Below are 18,908 nucleotides of genomic sequence, written 5' to 3' on the forward strand. Positions count from 1 at the left end.
TGATACTGCGTCAGCATAACATAACAATACAATTTGTCTAACGGCGTTTATGCTTGCCTGTTTTAAAAGGGTGGAATTGATCCACCCGTTATTAAGGTTTTGAATTAGAACCATTAAATACAGCTGACGCACGGCTTCTTCTGGCGTGAGTTTGATTTCTTTATTGCGCACTCAGCAAGTAACGTAAGGCATGGTTTTACCTCGCGTTTTTTAACGACTATACTGGTTTCCAGAGCTTGGATTTGTGCAAAATTAATTGTATGCTGAATCTCTGAGTAGTTCGGCAAGGGTGATGGTCATTATTTGTCCTGTGGCAATAGCAGGGTAGTTAGAATATGCGTATGTTATGCGACAAAACGCAGCAAGGCGTATTCGTAGCGTAATAGCGATGTCTTTATGTGTGTGCTGTCGTCAGGCTTTAGAGTTCAAGCCAAACTATCACTTGCCAATGCAAAAACTGGAAAATATTTTCCCCAGCAAATCGTCCGAGGTGAATTTTCCGGTAATTTCCGCAAGACTCATTTGCGCCTGTCTTAAATCTTCGGCGACCAGCTCTCCGGCCTGGCTGCCTCTTAACTGGTTTAAGGCGCTGTCAACAAACTCGTGGCCTTTGTTTAAGGCTTCGATGTGCCGTCTTCGGGCAATGAACACGTTGTCGGTAGCCTCGTTAAAACCGACGCTCTGTTTGAGGTGCTGTTTTAACAGTTCCATGCCGTCGCCGGTTTTAATCGACAAATAGATTTCGGCGCCGAGTTCGGTTTGTTTGATTTCCGGCTCCAGTCCCAGCAAATCTATTTTATTGTAGATTCGGGTAATGTTGCCGCCGGGCGGCAGGGTTTTTAACAGCGAGTCTACTTCCGGTTCCCGTGCATCAATCAGCAACAAGATTTTATCGGCGTTTTTGATTTCCTGGTGCGCCCTGCGGATGCCTTCCTGTTCTATCGCATTATCGCTTTCGCGCAGGCCCGCGGTGTCGATGATATGCAAGGGCATGCCGTCCAGCTGGATGCGCTCTTTTAACACGTCGCGCGTGGTTCCGGCTATGTCGGTGACTATCGCGGCTTCGTGTCCGGCCAGCGCATTTAAGAGGCTTGATTTTCCGGCGTTGGGTTTGCCGGCCAATACGACAGTCATGCCGTCGCGCAGCAGGCGGCCTTGTTGCGCCGTTTGTTGGATTTGTCCGATGCGATGCAGTATGTTGACTATCCGGTTTTCGACTACGCCGTCGGTCAGGAAATCGATTTCTTCATCGACAAAATCGATAGCCGCTTCGACGTAAGTCCTGAGTTCCGTCAGTTCTTCGACCAGTTCGTTGACTTGTATTGAGAAAACGCCCTGCATCGATTTTTGCGCAGAGCGTACCGATTGTTCGGTGCTGCTTTCAATCAGGTCGGCGACGGCTTCGGCCTGGGCCAAGTCGAGTTTGTTGTTAAGGAATGCACGTTCGGTAAATTCGCCTGGATTGGCCAGGCGTGCGCCCAGCGATAATACCCGCCGCAACAGCATGTCCAATACGACCGAGCCGCCGTGGCCCTGAAGTTCGAGGATGTCTTCGCCGGTGTACGAGGCGGGGGCGGGGAAATAGAGGCTGATGCCGGAATCGATGACCGAGCCGTCGTCATCGGTAAAAGATGAATACTGGGCCAGTCGGGGAGTTAAGGGGTTATTATCTCCAGGGATGGAGTGTATGTCGCTGGCCTGTTGGGAACAGGCGCGGCGAATTAGTTGTTTGGCGATTTCGGGAACCAACGCCCCCGAAATACGGATGATACCGACACCGCCGTTCCCTGACGGTGTCGCAATGGCTGCAATGGTATCTAGGTAAGCAATGTCCACTTGAGCCTAAATTATGCGGTTTTGGCTATCTGCTTGGTAATGACCGACTGTTGAATGATAGACAGGGTGTTGTTGACTACCCAGTATAAAACCAGACCGGCAGGGAAAAACAGGAAGAAGATGGTAAAGACGATCGGAAACATCTTCATGACTTTAGCCTGAATCGGATCGATTGGCGCAGGGTTTAAGCCTTGCTGAATTTTCATGGTGATGCCCATGATAACCGGCAAGACATAAAACGGGTCTTGGATCGACAAGTCCTGTATCCATAACATGAAAGGCGCTTGACGGAACTCGACGGTTTCGCTCAATACCCAGTACAAACACATGAATACCGGGATCTGCACCAAGATCGGCAAGCAGCCGCCCAATGGATTGACCTTTTCTTTTTTATACAGCGCCATCATTTCGGTATTGAAACGCGGTCTGTCATCGGCAAAACGCTCTTGCAGCTCTTTAAGGCGCGGCTGGATCTTGCGCATCTTGGCCATTGATTTGTAGCTGGATTGCGACAATGGGAAGAACAGCAATTTGATACACAGCGTTACGCCGATAATGGCTACGCCCCAGTTACCAACCGCATCGTGGATCTGGTTCAACAACCAATAAATGGGTTTGCCGATAAAGGTTAAAAAACTGTAATCGACGGTAAGCTCAAGTCCCGGCGCTGTCTTTTCCATCATCGGCTGGATTTTTGGACCGGCGAATAATTTGGCGACAAACTGCGCATCGGAATTTGCATTAACGGTAACCGGTGCAGAATAGGTTCCAATGACGTAATGGCCGTCATTCAGCGCTTTGGTATAAAAGTGATTCTCCTGATCGGCAGGTGGAATCCACGCAGAAGCAAAATAATGCTGAATCATCGCCGTCCAGCCGCCTTTGGTGGCTACGTCAAGATTCTCATCCGTCATGTCGTCATAACTGATTTTTTGATATTTTTCTTTTTCGGTATAAATAACGCCGCCGGCATAAGCTCTCATACCGCCAGTCAGCATCCCGCCAGAATTGCTAGTCGTATCCGGCGCTCTAAGCAATTGACTGTATTGTCTGCCGGACCAAGACTTGCCTGAATCGTTTTTGACTTTTTGTTCCAGCGTTATCTCGTAGCTTCCGCGTTTGAAGGTAAATGATTTGGTAATGGTCAGGCCGTTATTATCCGTCCAGGTTAAGGGTACGGTTAAACTGTCTTGTCCCGGTTGCAGATCGTAATTAGTCTGTTCGTTTTTAAATACGGTGTGATGGCTCGGCGCAGCCGAAAAACCGCTGTCGGCAATCAAACCGCTTTGTGCGACAAATAATTTTTCCTGGCTGCTGTCAAATAAGCGTACCGGAGAGGTATCTTTTTCGGCAACGGATAAACCGACTAAAGTCCTTAATTTATCTACAACGGTATTGGATTTTTCTACCGGATAAGTCAGCAAATCCAGATTTTGGATTGTGCCTCCTTTCAGGTCGATTTGAAGTGCAAGTACGTCGGTTTTAACGGTAATGACGTTAGCGGATGAGACTGTCGCCAATGGTACGGCTGCGGTACTTTGCTCTGTAGGTTCTGCTTCGGCCGATACGCCGGCGGCGGAAGGTAAGTCTTCTTTGGCATTGGCTGCTACGGTATCGGCAATAGCGGCAACTTCGGGTTTAGGGCCATAATCCAGTTGCCAGGCTTGTTGCAGCATAAAAACAAGCATTGCAAAAGTAACGATCAGTACAAATCTTATGTTATCCATTCTTATTACCAAATTTTTCTGGAACGGGATCAATGCCACCTTCATGGAACGGGTGGCATTTTAATAATCTTTTGAGGGAGAGATAAGAGCCGATAATGGCCCCGTGGAGCTGAAGCGCTTCCAGAGAATAACTTGAACAACTTGGATAGAAACGACATCTATCGCCTAGCAGAGGACTAATAAAGTATTTATAAAACTTTATAATTGCTATGAGTATGAATCGCATCGGGATACCAACTTAAGCCAATGCCTTTCCAATGATTTTCTTAACAAATCCGGTGGAGCATCTACGGCTTCTCTACGAGCCAAAACAACAATATCAATATTCCCCAAATCATGTTGTTTTATTCTAAAGTTTTCCCGGACAGTTCGTTTAATCACATTCCTTTGCACTGCCTTTCTTATATTTTTTTTAGCAATTGCCAAGCCCAGCCTCGGATGACCGAAATCATTCTTTATGGCTAACAGGGTAAAATATTGGTCGCTTGATTTTACAGGCTTAGCAAAAACTTTTTTATATTCAGCCGGTTTCTTTAACCGTAACTGCGGGGGGAAACTAAAAACTTCTTCAGCCACCAACCGTCAACTAAACGGTTAACTGGGCGCGACCTTTCGCTCTGCGAGCATTGAGAACTTTACGGCCGCCTACTGTCGCCATTCTTGCACGAAAACCGTGGGTTCTTACGCGTTTGATTTTACTTGGTTGGTATGTTCTTTTCATTTTACTTAAGGCCTGATCGGATGAGTGTTAACAAAAACAGATAAAAAAGACAGCGGATGATAAAATAAACCATTAGGCCTGTCAATTCTGTAGCGCAATGTTTTATTGCTGTATAGTGATAACAAAGCAGCAAACTTTATTACATTAATCAACTTTTTACTATTTAATAATGAGCTCAATTTGGAATAGCTGTCTTTCTAAACTTGAAAACGAAATTTCAGGTTCTGACTTCAGTACATGGATACGGCCCCTTCAGGCGGTTGAAACCGATGGACAAATAAAATTATTAGCTCCGAACCGGTTTGTGTTGGACTGGGTTAAAGAGCATCATTTTGCAAAAATTGAAGAAACCATTCACGAATTTTCCAACGGTACATTAAATTTGAGCCTGGAAATCGGCTCCAAAACATCGTCCGTTGCCGCCGCAACAAAAATAGCGAAACCTGCCGGAACTCAAAAAGCCAGCCCAAACTATCTCAATAAGGCGTTTACGTTCGATAACTTTGTTGAGGGTAAATCCAATCAGTTGGCAAGGGCTGCGTCAATGCAGGTTTCCGAGAACATCGGCAAGGCTTATAACCCATTACTTATTTACGGCAGTTCGGGTTTGGGCAAAACCCATATGATGCACGCGATAGGCAACGCCGTTTTAAAGAAAAATCCTTCCGCGAATGTCGTCTATCTTCACTCCGAAAAGTTCGTCCAAGATATGGTTAAAGCATTGCAGCAAAATGCGATCAATGCCTTTAAGGAATTCTATCGCGGCGTTGATGTGCTGTTAATCGACGATATTCAGTTTTTTGCCGGCAAAGAACGCTCTCAGGAAGAATTTTTCCACACCTTCAACACGCTATTGGAGAAGAAGCATCAGGTAATTTTAACCTGCGATAAATACCCTAAGGAAATCATAGGCCTTGAAGACCGGTTGAAGTCCCGGTTCGGCTGGGGTCTTCCTGTTTTGATCGAACCGCCCGACATGGAAACCAGGGCCGCTATTTTAATGAAGAAAGCCGCTTTGGTTAATATTGAACTGGCTCAAGATGTGGCCTTCTTTATCGCTAAACGGATTCCTTCCAATGTCCGGGACCTGGAAGGCGCTTTACGGCGGGTCATTGCCAACGCCCAGTTTACCGGCCGTGAAATTACCATCGAATTTACCAAGGAAGCGCTGCATGATCTGATTTCTTTGCAGGATAAATTGGTTAATATCGACAATATCCAGAAAACGGTTGCCGAATATTTTAAAATTCGTGTTGCCGATTTATCTTCTAAAAACAGAAAGCAATCCATTACCAGGCCAAGGCAAATGGCTATGTCGCTGGCTAGAGAACTGACATCACACAGTTTTCCTGAAATTGGCGACGCATTCGGTGGCCGCGATCACACCACGGTAATGAATGCCTGCAAACGGATTACCGAATTAAAAGAAGCCGATAACAAGATTGCCGAAGATTATTCCAACCTGTTGAGAACCCTGTCGCATTAACAGGGAGCAACCTGTGGATAAAATGTATTTTTTCTGACGGCCCTTATTTAGCAACAAGCGATACACTTTAAAATGCACCTTTAACCACATTGTTTATAACAACCCAGCTAATTGATTATTAAGGATAAAAACCTGTTTTCAACAGTTTCCTTTTAAGCTAGTAGTAATAATATAAAAATATTCTTTTATGAAATTTATTATTAATAGAGAAGAAATCCTGCTTCCTTTGCAGCAAATAGTCAGCGTGATCGAAAAAAGGCAAACCATGCCTATTCTTTCCAATGTCTTGATGGTTATCGAAGGCGACCAACTGACCTTGACGGGTACCGATCTTGAAATTCAGATCATCGCCAAAATTAATATCGCAACAGCCGATCCGGGTTCGATCACCGTACCGGCCAGAAAATTTCTGGATATTTGCAGATTGTTACCTAACGGAGCTGAAATTAAATTCGAGTTGCAGGACGATAAAGTAAAAATTGCTTCCAGTCGCAGCCGTTTTTCTTTGAGTTGTTTACCCGCGGATAATTATCCTGAATTTGCGGAGTCCGAATTAGAGAACCATTTATTTATCAATGCCGGTAAATTTAAAAAAGCACTGGATAAGACCGTATTCTGCATGGCTAATCAGGATGTTCGTTACTACTTGAACGGCTTGCTGCTTAATGTATCCAACAGCAAGTTGAAGCTGGTTGCGTCCGACGGACACCGTTTGTCCATTTATGAGGACAATCTGGACCAGCCGACCGGTTTTGAATCCAGAATTATTCTGCCCAGAAAAGGCGTATTGGAATTGAGCCGGTTGCTTGACGATCCCGAAGCCGAATTGAAGGTGGAGTTTTCCAGCAACAACATTAGAATTTTTATCAAGAACCTGATTTTCTCGGCAAAACTGGTCGATTCAAAATATCCTGATTTCGGCAAAGTTTTCCAGCAGGAATTTTTTAACCAGATTCATATTCAAAAACAGTTTTTAAAAGAGGCGCTGACGCGCGTCGCTATCTTGGCGAATGAAAAATTCAAAGGTGTGACTTTTGACATCAGCCCCGGCAGTCTGAAAATGAGTACGCATAATCCTGAGCATGACGAAGCTGAGGAAGAATTGGTTATTGAATACACGGGCGAACCTTTAACGATTGCTTTTAATGCGCAGTATTTATTGGATGCGGTTTCAAACCTGGATTCCGAGCTTGCGGTTCTGACGATTGCCAACAACGCCAGCAGTTGTTTTATAGATGAACCTGGCGATTCCGGGTATAAATTTATCGTTATGCCCATGAGACTGTAATAGCGCAGTAATGAGTTTGTTGAAACTGGATATTTACGCAGTTAGGAATATCCAAAAAGAATCGATTAATCCTTCTCCGGCAATTAATTTTATTGTCGGGGAAAATGCCAGCGGCAAAAGCGCACTGCTTGAAGCTATTTTTATCTTGGGGCGAGCCAAATCTTTTCGTTGTTCCGCTATCAAGTCCGTCATCAATTTCGCCAAAAACCAGCTGGTTGTTTCTGCGCAAACTTTGCAGACAAACGGCAACCATGTTCAGTTGGGCATACAACTGGATGGTAAAAATATTGAAACCCATATAAACCAGCAAGCGAAGCAAAAACGTTCGGATTTAGCCTATGCCTTGCCGTTACAGCTTATTCATCCAAAAAGCTACGAATTACTCGATGCCGGTTCGCAAATCAGAAGAGAGTTCTTAGACTGGGGCGTTTTCAATAATGATCAAAACTTCTTGCCTGCATGGCGTAGATTTAAAAAAGCCTTGTCCCAGCGCAACGCACTGTTAAAAACAAGGCGGCTTGAACAAATCAATGTTTGGGATAAAGAACTCGTTTATTACGGTACAATAGTCGACAGCTACCGTCAGCAATATTTAGAAAAATTCCAGCCTGTTTTTATCGAGATTATCGGCAGATTCCTCGCTCTTGATGGAATCGACCTGAAGCTCGTATCAGGTTGGGATACGGCTAAGGAATTTAGCCGCGTTCTGATTGAAGACCTGGATAAAGACTTGCGCTACGGATTTACCCATAGCGGACCGCATCGCGGGGATTTTCAATTATTAGTCAATAACCGGTTAGCAAAGGATTTTGTTTCGCGGGGCCAATTGAAATTATTGGTCATGAGCTTGAAACTGGCCCAGGTTCAGTTGCTTGCCAACGAGCAAAGTCAGACAGGCTGCATATTGATTGACGATTTTGCAGCCGAACTTGATGTTATTAACCGCGCTAAATTACTGCGTTATTTGTCGGAAATGGCATGTCAGGTATTTATAACGGCTACGGAAGCACAAGATTTTGGCGATTTAAGCCAGATAGAGAATTACAAAATGTTCCACGTGGAACAAGGCTCCATAAAACCCGTGTAATGTTCCACGTGGAACATTCGCAACCAACAGGAAAGAAATAATCATGAGTAACCCCAGTGATCAAGTTGTCGAAACGGCTAAGCCTGAATACGACAGCACCAATATCCAAGTGTTAAAAGGTCTGGATGCGGTAAGAAAGCGACCGGGCATGTATATCGGAGACACGGATGACGGTTCCGGCTTGCATCACATGGTTTTTGAAGTCGTCGATAATTCGATTGATGAGGCTTTGGCGGGTTACTGCAAAGAGGTCAGAGTCGTTATTCACAGTAATGGTTCGGTGTCCGTTTCTGACGATGGCCGCGGCATTCCTGTCGATATTCACAAGGAAGAAGGACGGTCGGCGGCGGAAGTCATTATGACGGTGCTGCATGCCGGCGGTAAGTTTGACGATAATGCTTATAAAGTTTCCGGCGGCCTGCACGGCGTGGGCGTATCAGTGGTTAATGCCTTGTCCGAAGAGTTGAATCTCGAAGTGCGCAAGAACGGCCAGCTTTACAAGCAGCAGTACCGTATGGGGGAGCCGGTCGCCCCGCTGGCCGCAGTAGGGCCTGCCGAAGGCTCAGGCACTAAGATTAATTTTAAACCCAGCGCCGAGACGTTTACCGATGTCGAGTTCCATTACGACATCCTGGCAAAAAGGCTCAGAGAATTATCCTTCCTGAACTCCGGCGTGCGCATCAGCCTTGAAGACGAGCGCTCAGACAGACAGGATGTATTCGAATTCGAAGGCGGCATAGGCGCTTTTGTGGTTCATCTTAATAAAAACAAAACGCCGCTGTTTCCTGAGGTATTTCATTTCATAGCGGAAAAAGAAGGCGTCACGGTTGAAATAGCCATGCAGTGGAATGATTCTTATCAGGAGAATGTGTTTTGCTACACCAACAATATTCCGCAACGCGACGGCGGTAGCCACTTGGCCGGTTTCAGGAGCGCGCTGACCCGGACCATCAATCAATACATTGAATCCAGCGGCTTAGCCAAAAAAGAAAAGGTACAAACCACCGGCGATGATGCAAGGGAAGGTTTGACCGCCGTGCTGTCGGTTAAAGTGCCTGACCCTAAGTTTTCCTCGCAAACCAAGGATAAGTTGGTTTCATCGGAAGTAAAGCCGCTGGTCGAATCGACGATGAACGAGAAGCTACAGGAGTTTCTTCTGGAAAAACCGCAAATAGCCAAAGCCATCGTCGGCAAGATTGTCGATGCGGCCCGTGCCAGGGAAGCGGCGCGTAAAGCGCGTGAAATGACCCGTCGCAAAACCACGCTGGATATTGCCGGATTGCCGGGCAAACTGGCGGATTGTCAGGAAAAAGATCCGGCGTTATCCGAACTGTTCCTGGTGGAAGGGGATTCTGCGGGCGGATCGGCCAAACAGGGCAGGGACCGTCGCACCCAAGCTATCCTGCCGCTAAAGGGGAAAATCCTAAACGTAGAGAAAGCCCGCTTCGATAAAATGATTTCATCGGAAGAAGTCGGAACCTTGATTACCGCGTTGGGCTGCGGCATAGGCAAGGACGAATACAACCTGGACAAGCTGCGTTACCACCGTATTATCATTATGACCGATGCGGACGTCGACGGCTCGCATATCAGAACCTTGTTGCTGACGTTCTTTTACCGTCAATTGCCCGAGATCGTCGAAAAAGGCTACATCTACATCGCCCAGCCGCCTTTGTATAAAGTTAAGAAAGGCAAACAAGAGCATTACGTTAAAGACGACGCCCAATTGAATGAATACCTGATTCAACTGGCCTTGGATAAAGCCCAGCTTTTCACCGATGCATCCGCTCCGCCGATTCAAGGCCAGGGCCTGGAAAAACTGGCTAAATTGTTCACCGAAGTAGACGGTATCAATAATCGCTTGTCCAGACGTTACGATGAAGTTTTCCTGGAGCAGTTTGCCTATATGGATGTGATCAGCGACGAACTCAAACAGGATCAGCAAAAGCTTGCGGCTTGGTTTGCCAACATGGAGCAAAAACTGACCGATTGCGACAGCAAGGCGATATACACCGTTGAGCTGGATTACAAATCAAGCACTGATTTTTCCGTCGTGGTTAACAAGCGCTTGCACGCAATAACCAAAACCTTCGTATTGCCTTCGACATTTTTCAACGGCAAGGATTATCAAAAAATCGCGCAATATGCGGCAGACACAGCGGGCATGTTTAACGAAGGCTCATTCATGCAAATGGGCGAAAGACAGCAGCCGGTCAGCAACTTTAAACAGGCTTTTGAATGGATGATGAAGGAAATCAAAAAAGGCCAGCATATCCAGCGTTACAAAGGTCTGGGCGAAATGAACCCGGAACAGCTCTGGGAAACCACGCTGGATTCAAATAATCGACGCTTGCTGCAAGTCAGGATCGAAGACGTGATTGCGGCCGATGAGATTTTTACCACACTGATGGGCGATGTGGTCGAGCCGCGGCGGGATTTCATCGTTAAGAATGCGTTGGATGTTACCAATCTGGACGTGTAATCTGTTTATTTATTTTTCACAGTAAAGACGACAGCTTCGAAATATATACAACAAAATGTACATCCAAGTGTTTACAGTTTAGCTGGATTCGACTAACGTAGATATATAGTACATTCGTTAACGAGGTTTCCAATGCATACCACTAAAATTTTCAAAAACGGTAATTCACAAGCAGTTCGTATACCGGCAGATCTAGCTTATGACCGCATGGATATTGACCTGGAGATTGAGCGAGAAGGAGATGAAATCAGGATTCGCCCCGCTCGCCAATCCCTAGCTGGCGTACTTGCCAAGTTCGCCAGGTTTCCTTCCGACTTTATGGCTGAAGGCCGGGGTGAGCAGGAGCAATCCGAAAGGGATGCCTTGTAATGCCACGCTACATGCTCGATACCAACATGTGCATTTACCTGATGAAGAATCAACCGGAGGAGGTTGCTCGACGTTTTGCGCAGTGTTATGTCGGTGATGTGGTGATGTCTGCGATCACCTTCGCTGAATTGGAATACGGCGTTGCCATGTCGGCAAATCCTGAGCGGGAACGCATCAATCTCGCGAGCCTTGTGGAAGATATTCAGGTTGTGCCATTTGATGCTGCGGCAAGTGTTGCCTACGGCCCAATTAGGATGGCAACTCGCGAAAGCAAAAAAGACCACCTCGACAAGTTGATTGCGGCTCATGCAGCGTCACTCAATATACCCATCGTGACGAACAACGTGAAGGACTTTGCCAAGTATCCTGGTGTGGTTACCGAAAATTGGATAAATCCTTCGCCATAAGTCAGCCTAGACAAAATCAATCGGCATTCGGCCTAAATCAATACTTGATCTGAAAGTATTACCAATCAATCAGAAATTACCATGCGCGTAACCAAGCAAAGGCCAAGTCACTATTCCCCAGAACGTTCGCGAAAGCATGGGTATCTTGTTCTAATTCACTAAAGAAGTGGACGATAAGTGGAAATTATTTGATGCAAGTTGATTCGGTAAGGGACTCAAGAGCTGGGGATGTTTTCCATTATCGTTGGGCGACAAGGCGTTGCCTGAGAATGATCAACCCCAAATCAAAAGTGAAGTACGTCGTGATAGAAGGTTCCAGTGAGCCGTCGCTAGCCGGTGAATATGTCATGGATGTAACTGAATATTCTGAATCTGCGGAAGGCAATAAGGAAGACATTGCTTATTTTCAGTTAAAACATTCCACTAAAAGAGTTAATCAACCTTTTCAATTAAGTGAACTAAAAAACACAATCGAAGGGTTTGCCAATCGATTTCGTGAATACGAAAATCATAAACCAGATCGTCTTGGGCAAATTGCATTTTCAGTTATCACCAATCGACTGATTGCTAAAGGATTTAAAGACTGTATCCAGGCTATTGCTCAAGGCAATAGTCCTGGAAAAAGACAATTAAATATTTTAAAAAAATATACTCAACTTACTGGTGAAGCCCTACAGAGATTTTGCTTATCATTTGAACTAGTTGATAACGAAAGCAATTATGCCGATCAAAAAGATGAACTCCATTTTGAAATGGCAGCTTTTTTTGCTGGGACTGTTGAAAGTATAGAAATCAACAACGTTATCGCGCTGGTTCAAGAGCAAGTCTTACCTAATGCTTCTGGCAAAATTACTCCTGAAGACATCCTAAAACGCTTTGGTGTGAGCTCACGAGACAATTTGTTTCCTGCGCCAACTGAATTTGAAACGCTCAATAAACCCATTCAAAGAGAGCAACATGCTGAGTTATTGACACACATTGTCAATGCTTCTGAAGCAATTATTATCCATGCAGGCGGCGGAGTTGGTAAGTCAGTAGTATGTCGTCAATTGGCTAGTACTTTGCCAAATGGTTCAGTCGGTATTGTTTACGACTGCTTTGGCGCAGGTAAATACCGCAACAAAAGTCAGCCGCGTCATCGCTATCGAGATGCTTTAGTACAAATCATTAATGAAATTGCAGTATTAGGACTATGCGAAACGCTAATACCCAGATCGGGAGATTTGGAAGATGCTCTTCTGCGTTCATTTTTGTCGAGATTAAGTGCTGCCGGAAAAGCATTACAACAAATCAGTAGTACCTCGTTTATAGCTGTTTTTATTGATGCGGCAGACAATGCCGAAATGGCAGCGGAAGAATTTAACGATTTGTGTTTTGTTAAACATCTGTTGCGCGAAAAATTGCCAGAGAACTGTCGAATAATCGCTTCATGCCGACCTGAACGTATTCATTTGCTTGACTCAAAGCATACGGTTCAAAAGGTTCCATTATTGCCATTTAGCGAAACCGAAACGCTAAGCCATCTACGCACCTATTTTCCTAAAGCCAGCGAATACGATGCACTGGAGCTTCATAGACTGACCGGCGGCAATCCTCGTGTTCAGGCCAATGCATTCAGCTTCAATAACGAATCGATAGCAGCAGTGTTGTCCAGTCTAGGCCTTGGTAAAACAGTCGATGACCAAATCGCTCAGCAGCTTGATACGGCTATTGCTCAGCTTAAAGAACTTCAAACCAAAGTTTTTCAACAACATATTGACGCGATCTGTTTAGGCCTTGCAAACCTACATCCATTTATTCCGATTCAAGTCCTTGCTGCTGCATCAGAAGTGGATGAAGCAGCAATCAAAAGCTTTGTGGCGGATTTAGGCCGACCACTTTGGGTTTCTGAAAACTCAGTCCAGTTTCGAGATGAGCCGACAGAAACGTGGTTCAGAGAACGGTTTTCGGCGTCACCTGAACAAATCGCTGCTTACATTAACCGCCTGAAACCTTTGGCAGCAACATTCAATTATGTTGCCGAAGTTTTACCTACCTTGTTATTACGGGCGGAACAATATGACGACTTGATTCAGTTGGCTCTCTCTGATGATTTATTGCCGGATAGCCCAATCGATAAACGAAATGTCCGCGTCTACCGTTTGCAATTTGCATTCAAGGCCGCGTTAAAACAAAAAAAATATGCCGATGCAGCCAAACTGGCGTTGCGGGCGGGCGAAGAAATGGCGGGGGACAAACGCCAACTTGAGTTGCTCAGTAAAAACACCGATTTGATTGCGCCCTTGCAATCGCCGCAACGAGTCCAAGAATTGGCCTTCCGGCGATTGCTTGGCGGGGCATGGGAAGGTTCGGAGAATGTTTATTCAGCTGCTCTATTGTCGACTGTTGATGATTTCAAAGGTGAAGCACGCGGTTATTTAAGGTCGGCAAACAATTGGCTAAACGCCTATTTTGAGGAGCGGGAAAAAAGACAGGACAATCATCATAACGAACGCTTGAAAGATGAAGACATTGCCGAAATGGCATTTACTAACTTAAATCTCTTTGGCACAAAAGCGTTGGTTAAATTTATTAACAGTTGGCGACCGCCTGAATTAGCATTCCGTATCACAAAGTTATTAGTAAGCCGCCTGATTGATGCGGGTAAGTTTGCAACGATTGATGAACTTGCCCAACTGGGTTGCCGCAATTTATACGTTATGCTCGCTATTGCCGATGAGCTAATAATGGTCGGCAGGTTTCCAGCATCATCAGCGCTGGACCAAGGTTTAGTCCTACTAAGCCATCCCCGGACACGTATTAAAAAACCTGAACACAGTTGGCGTAGCGATAGCCTACAGTTTGCGATTATCTCATTTGTTGAAGCTTGTGCAGTTGCAAAGCTTTGCCAAACAAAAATTCAGCGGATTCTCAGGCATTATTTTCCAACTAGGGCAATATATTCAGTGCATAGCGATCACGCGGATTCTCATGAGCGCATAGCATTCGTTCGTACTGTTGCGCTTAAAACAGTGCTTTCAGGAAATCTGGAGGTAAAACTGGATACGCTGATGCCGGAAAAATGGCTGGAAAAGAAAAAAGACTATGATACAGAACAAGAAATCAAGCGTTTCGAGCAAGTGGTCGGGGGGCTGTTGCCTTGGTATATCGTCCGTGCTCAATTGTTTGTCGGCGCTCAAGAAGATGTAGATACCTTAATCCAAAATGCCAATCAGCAATCTAAGAGAGCTATTTCGCAAAGATACCAAAATCATGACCGTTTGCCGTTTGAGCTTACGCGGGTACGTTTTGAATTGCTGGCTTTTAACCCGGAAGTGAGTAACTCCGCTTTATGCGATTTTGTGGCTGAGCTATCCGGTCAAGACCTGCGATTCGCTGCTGGTGATCGCTTGAACGCCGTCCGCTCAGCTTTTCATTTGCCGCACTTATTTAGTATAAAAAGTTCACTTGAGCGGTCATGCCGTGACATGATTACAACCAGCAAAGATGAAGGCCCCGAAACGCTAGCGGACTGGTATATCAGGCTTGCCAGAGCTGTTTTATCAGAAAGTCCGGAAGATGCAAAAGCCTATTTTGATGAAGCTATTGAAGCAGTATCAAAATTTGGCGATGAATTGGTCGAACGTTGGAATGCGATTGCCGCTATGGCCAATCGTACTGCTGATGGCTGCCTGGCTTCACCTGAAACAGCCTACCGATTTATCCGATGCGCTGAATTGGTTGGTGAAAATGTGGCTAGGGAAAAATATTGGGACAGAGATGGGGCAATAGAAACTTGTTTTAAATTGCATCCAACTTCCGCTTTTGCTGCTCTTAGCCGTTGGCGTGACCGTGATGTGGGTTGGTTTCAGCGTCAAGTCTCTGCTTTAGCGCGTGAAGCCGTTCAATCAAAACAGATTCCTGCATCAGTAGGTTGGTCTTTGTCAGCATTCGTATGGGATTATGACTTTGAAGGCTTTGCGGCGCTTTGCATCGAGTTGGAAACGGATAGTTTGCGCCGCCAATATATTCTTGATAGGACGGTAAAAGACCTAAGGCTGAGCAATTCTTCCGAAACTAATTGGCAGAAACTCGCCATCTTGGCGGATCGGTTTTCACTTAAAAACCCAGAGCTGCAACAGGTGCTAGCTTTTTATTCTGAGAAGCCTGCCTTCGTTATCGATGTTCACGATGATTTGCCATTAATCCGAAATCAAGCCCAAGAGGAAGCTCCGTCCACTGATTGGGAATTACTGTTTGCTGACCTTGAGCTATTGAGCGCTAATGGTTTAAGCGTTGCCATTGATCGCTTTGATGCCATAACAGGGCCTCGTAGCTTTGAAATGTTCTGGCAAGAAATGTTTAAACTAATCCCAGAAACTAAAGCCAGCCAGTTTTTAGAGATTATTGTGCATGTTGAAAGCGCCGATGCTTATGATGTCGAAATAGCCTTATCTCAATTCCCAAAAGCTTGGCATGAAAAAATCAGTGTGCAAAAGGCTTGGCCTAAAATTTTTCAGGCCATAGGTCAGCGCTTTGCCAGTCGATATTCAAATCCTTACACAGTTGACTATTTTCTTGAACGCATTAATGCCGCAGGTAGTGAAATTGAATGGCTCAACCAAGGTGTATTGGAAGGCTTGGCGGGTTCGTGCAATTTGGTCGATGCCGCCACATTGTTCGGATTTGGCAGTATTGTTTCAGCCAATATTTCGCCGGAACAAGCGGCTGAGGTATTAGATTTTGGGTTAACTCGCTTTGAGATGCACATCGACAACTATTATGCTGACGGCCCTTGGGCGGAATGGCTCATACCACCGGAGTCAATTACTGAAGCATTTTCTGGTTTTATTTGGTCAGCATTAGGTTCGCCTCGCTCAGCTATCCGTTGGTGTGCTGCTCATTGTGTGCGCCGACTTGCAGAAACAGGATGTGAAAGTGAAATTGACGCTCTGATAAATTGGATGGATAGAGATTATGTTGGCTCATTTGGTGGTGCGAAATATCCCTTTTACAATCTCCATGCTCGCCAATATCTGTTAATTGCTATTGCCCGTGCGGCTATCGATTCGCCAAGTGTATTTAAAAAACATCATACTGTTTTTGTGCATCATGCACTGACTAGCATCCCCCATGCACTCATTCAAAAGTTTGCCGCTGACATTGCCCTTTTGATTGAATCGGCTTTTCCGGGCACATATAGCTCAGAAGTAATGGTTCAACTTAGCCGAGTATGGGTAAGCCGATTTCCCATCCAAAAAGTTGAAGATTATGGGAAACATTTCCAATCGCCTTGGCACGAACGAGGTGAAGTTGATAAAAGTCTACAACTACACTTTGGCTATGATTTTGACAGTTACTGGTTTGAGCCATTAGGCCGTGTGTTTGGTATTTCATCAAAACAGGTTGAAGAACTGGCAAGAGAAATTGTTCTTAAGGATTGGGGTATCCAATTGAATGATGAATATATTCCTGATCCACGCAAAAACTTATGGCGGTCGGATCGCAATCGCGAAACTTGGCATGACCATGGTAGTTACCCTAAAACTGATGACTACAGTTTTTATCTTTCCTATCACTCTATGCTTGCTGTTGCAGTCAAATTATTACAGGCGATGCCCATAGTGCATCGGGATGATTGGTATGAAAACGAATGGCTTGAGTGGTTGCAGCGTCATTCTCTATCTCGCCCGGATAATCGTTGGTTGGCAGATCGACGCGATCCTCCACCCTTACAAAGGCGAGCTTGGCTGAAAGAACCAAAGAGCGATAATTGGCGTTGGGAGATCATGCCTGATGACTTTCTGGACGGTTTATTGCTTGAGCGTGGTGGTGAGCTATGGCTCAATGTTGATGGGCATTGGAGCGATAACGATGATAGCCGTAAGGAAAGCTTTACTGTTGCCAGCGCATTGGTGAACCCGAAAGTTTCGTTGTCGTTGTTGAAAGCGTTGACAACTTGTTCCAATTCGCGTGATTACAAACTTCCTTATTATCAAGAGCAAGACATGGAGTTTAAAAAGCCACTCTTTTTGCTGGAAGGCTGGATTTATAAGAAAGAACAAAGCAAATATCTGGATGAATATGATCCTTTTGCCGGTGATATTGCTTATCCCCCATACTGCCCAGGAGAATCCTTCATCGAACAATTCGGTTTAGTGGCAGATGTTGAACAGAGGTGTTGGTGTTTGCCTGTCGCAGACAAAGCTGTATTAGCCACTGAGCTCTGGGGAGATAAACAACCTGAAGGCAGGGACACAGCAGTGAGGTACGGTAGCCGTATCAACGGGTCACTTACATTTTTAAAAAACTTATGTGCTAGATTAGGGCGAGACCTAATTATTAAAGTCCAAATAGAACGGCAGTATCAATATCATTCATACCGATCAGAACCTGATGATGAAATCAAATACCCACCCCCTTATTGCAAAATTTATCTCCTCTCAGCAGATGGAACGCTCAGAGATACAGAAACGTGTTATCGATTTGGGCAAAGCACTGGTTGAAGAGTTGGATATTGAACCGGGTGTTGACACGCTTTCGCGGTGGATGGCGCACTATATTGCCGAGCTTTTAGCCAGATTAGAAAACGCCGAGGGTGATGAAAAAGCGCAAGTACAACAGCATTGTTTCGAGACCATTTTAACTCTTTGGCAGCATCGATCTTCATATCAAGATGGTCATCGTCCTTTTGAAAATTTCGAACCGATATTTAAGGCCTTAGAAGCTCTCAACCCAGAAAATCCGTATCCTTTTTATCGTTTCTGGCAACAGGAAGAAAAAGAAGATTCAGAATTTCCGGCTGATGATGTTAAACATTGGATTGATATAGCTATGGGGATTGATGGTGCTGCGCGGGTTTGGATCAAATTTGCGATCAGTCAGGCAGCTCAAAAAGCCTTGGATGGAAAAACAAATCTTTGGCTCAACAAGTCAATCGGTTTAATGTCTGATGATGAGTTAGAGGTGATTTGCCAATTAGTTTCAAAAAAGCCAGAGGGGCAAGAAGACGAAGATATTAAGAAAATCAATTCCGATAAGATTAAGCAGCTCGAAGCAAAGCTTGAAAAATTGGATGCTTTTGTAGAATTAAGCCAATTTATGAGGGAAGAGATAACAAGCCAACTCAAAATATTGGTCAAGGCAACTCACTAGAACCAGTGACAGCTTGATTGACGGCTGTGGGCCAATAGGGGCAGTTCAACATTACCAAAAGGCAACATTGAACACGGGAGTAATCACATCGAAATCGATGACTCAGTTTGTTGGGGGGCATAATTTGTGTAACCTATTGAAAATTAAGAATCCCACTTTTCATTAATTAGTCAGCCCTGAAAAAAGCCCCCGAACCATGCCTACAGATACCGAGACTCCGATCTCAGCCGGTAACAAGTTGTTAAGCGGAAACCATTTCAACGAATAGCGTTTTTGGGGTACCTGTCAGCCGAAACAGGGATGGTTTAATCGTTTTAACGATCAAAATCAGCGCAAAAAATAGCCTCATCCAGAGGCTGAAATTCCAGGCC

At 45.1% G+C, this 18,908-nt stretch carries 13 protein-coding genes; 8 read left to right on the plus strand and 5 right to left on the minus strand.

Annotated elements, in window-relative coordinates; genetic code table 11:
- Positions 1–438: 438 nt before the first annotated feature.
- Genes mnmE through rpmH form a run of 5 tightly spaced genes read right to left on the minus strand, consistent with a single transcriptional unit; the run spans position 439 to position 4,284 of the window.
- Complete coding sequence (gene mnmE, locus V3O24_RS07280; RefSeq protein WP_331306742.1) at positions 439–1,836, minus strand: tRNA uridine-5-carboxymethylaminomethyl(34) synthesis GTPase MnmE; 1,398 nt, start codon at positions 1,834–1,836, stop codon at positions 439–441.
- An 11-nt stretch (positions 1,837–1,847) separates the two neighbouring features.
- On the minus strand, positions 1,848–3,563 hold the full coding sequence (yidC, locus tag V3O24_RS07285) for a membrane protein insertase YidC (protein WP_331306743.1): 1,716 nt from the start codon (positions 3,561–3,563) through the stop codon (positions 1,848–1,850).
- Positions 3,556–3,789: a membrane protein insertion efficiency factor YidD gene (gene yidD, locus V3O24_RS07290; RefSeq protein ID WP_081466894.1), complete on the minus strand. Its 234-nt coding sequence runs from the start codon at positions 3,787–3,789 to the stop codon at positions 3,556–3,558. The genes yidC and yidD overlap by 8 nt, the downstream gene beginning before the upstream one ends.
- A complete protein-coding gene (rnpA, locus tag V3O24_RS07295; protein WP_104423917.1) occupies positions 3,771–4,139 on the minus strand; it encodes a ribonuclease P protein component in 369 nt (122 codons plus the stop codon). Before rnpA ends, yidD begins: the two co-directional genes overlap by 19 nt.
- A 10-nt stretch (positions 4,140–4,149) precedes the next feature.
- The gene (gene rpmH, locus V3O24_RS07300) at positions 4,150–4,284 is read right to left on the minus strand and encodes a 50S ribosomal protein L34 (protein ID WP_081466895.1); all 135 of its coding nucleotides are present in this window, start codon (positions 4,282–4,284) and stop codon (positions 4,150–4,152) included.
- A 169-nt stretch (positions 4,285–4,453) separates the two neighbouring features.
- On the opposite strand from rpmH, the gene dnaA reads away from it, so the two are divergent.
- The 8 genes from dnaA to V3O24_RS07340 all read left to right on the plus strand — a co-directional run bounded on the left by dnaA (position 4,454) and on the right by V3O24_RS07340 (position 18,537).
- Positions 4,454–5,770, plus strand: coding sequence for a chromosomal replication initiator protein DnaA (dnaA, locus tag V3O24_RS07305; protein WP_104423791.1), 1,317 nt, complete (start codon positions 4,454–4,456; stop codon positions 5,768–5,770).
- Between the two features lie 187 nt (positions 5,771–5,957).
- On the plus strand, positions 5,958–7,058 hold the full coding sequence (dnaN, locus tag V3O24_RS07310; RefSeq protein ID WP_331306744.1) for a DNA polymerase III subunit beta: 1,101 nt from the start codon (positions 5,958–5,960) through the stop codon (positions 7,056–7,058).
- Between the two features lie 10 nt (positions 7,059–7,068).
- The gene (recF, locus tag V3O24_RS07315) at positions 7,069–8,145 is read left to right on the plus strand and encodes a DNA replication/repair protein RecF (protein WP_331306745.1); all 1,077 of its coding nucleotides are present in this window, start codon (positions 7,069–7,071) and stop codon (positions 8,143–8,145) included.
- Positions 8,146–8,188: 43 nt separating this feature from the next.
- Positions 8,189–10,627, plus strand: a complete 2,439-nt coding sequence (gyrB, locus tag V3O24_RS07320) for a DNA topoisomerase (ATP-hydrolyzing) subunit B (RefSeq protein ID WP_104423788.1) — start codon at positions 8,189–8,191, stop codon at positions 10,625–10,627.
- 132 nt (positions 10,628–10,759) lie between these two features.
- On the plus strand, positions 10,760–10,996 hold the full coding sequence (gene vapB, locus V3O24_RS07325) for a type II toxin-antitoxin system VapB family antitoxin (protein ID WP_331306746.1): 237 nt from the start codon (positions 10,760–10,762) through the stop codon (positions 10,994–10,996).
- Entirely contained in the window at positions 10,996–11,403 is a 408-nt protein-coding gene (locus V3O24_RS07330; protein WP_331306747.1) for a type II toxin-antitoxin system VapC family toxin, read from the plus strand. The genes vapB and V3O24_RS07330 overlap by 1 nt, the downstream gene beginning before the upstream one ends.
- Before the next feature lie 269 nt (positions 11,404–11,672).
- A complete protein-coding gene (locus V3O24_RS07335) occupies positions 11,673–17,888 on the plus strand; it encodes a hypothetical protein (protein WP_331306748.1) in 6,216 nt (2,071 codons plus the stop codon).
- The gene (locus tag V3O24_RS07340) at positions 17,779–18,537 is read left to right on the plus strand and encodes a hypothetical protein (protein WP_331306749.1); all 759 of its coding nucleotides are present in this window, start codon (positions 17,779–17,781) and stop codon (positions 18,535–18,537) included. Before V3O24_RS07335 ends, V3O24_RS07340 begins: the two co-directional genes overlap by 110 nt.
- The last annotated feature ends 371 nt before the right edge of the window (positions 18,538–18,908 follow it).

It is taken from the genome of Methylobacter sp. Wu8 (genome assembly GCF_036440755.1).
Lineage (GTDB): Bacteria > Pseudomonadota > Gammaproteobacteria > Methylococcales > Methylomonadaceae > Methylobacter_A > Methylobacter_A tundripaludum_A.

What these genes read in the sequence shown, in the direction of transcription:
- V3O24_RS07335 (WP_331306748.1), top strand. Translation starts at nt 11,673, where the DNA reads ATGATCAACCCCAAATCAAAAGTGAAGTACGTCGTGATAGAAGGTTCC.
- yidC (WP_331306743.1), bottom strand. Translation starts at nt 3,563, where the DNA reads ATGGATAACATAAGATTTGTACTGATCGTTACTTTTGCAATGCTTGTT.
- yidD (WP_081466894.1), bottom strand. Translation starts at nt 3,789, where the DNA reads ATGCGATTCATACTCATAGCAATTATAAAGTTTTATAAATACTTTATT.
- gyrB (WP_104423788.1), top strand. Translation starts at nt 8,189, where the DNA reads ATGAGTAACCCCAGTGATCAAGTTGTCGAAACGGCTAAGCCTGAATAC.
- dnaN (WP_331306744.1), top strand. Translation starts at nt 5,958, where the DNA reads ATGAAATTTATTATTAATAGAGAAGAAATCCTGCTTCCTTTGCAGCAA.
- vapB (WP_331306746.1), top strand. Translation starts at nt 10,760, where the DNA reads ATGCATACCACTAAAATTTTCAAAAACGGTAATTCACAAGCAGTTCGT.
- rpmH (WP_081466895.1), bottom strand. Translation starts at nt 4,284, where the DNA reads ATGAAAAGAACATACCAACCAAGTAAAATCAAACGCGTAAGAACCCAC.
- V3O24_RS07330 (WP_331306747.1), top strand. Translation starts at nt 10,996, where the DNA reads ATGCCACGCTACATGCTCGATACCAACATGTGCATTTACCTGATGAAG.
- V3O24_RS07340 (WP_331306749.1), top strand. Translation starts at nt 17,779, where the DNA reads ATGATGAAATCAAATACCCACCCCCTTATTGCAAAATTTATCTCCTCT.
- recF (WP_331306745.1), top strand. Translation starts at nt 7,069, where the DNA reads ATGAGTTTGTTGAAACTGGATATTTACGCAGTTAGGAATATCCAAAAA.
- dnaA (WP_104423791.1), top strand. Translation starts at nt 4,454, where the DNA reads ATGAGCTCAATTTGGAATAGCTGTCTTTCTAAACTTGAAAACGAAATT.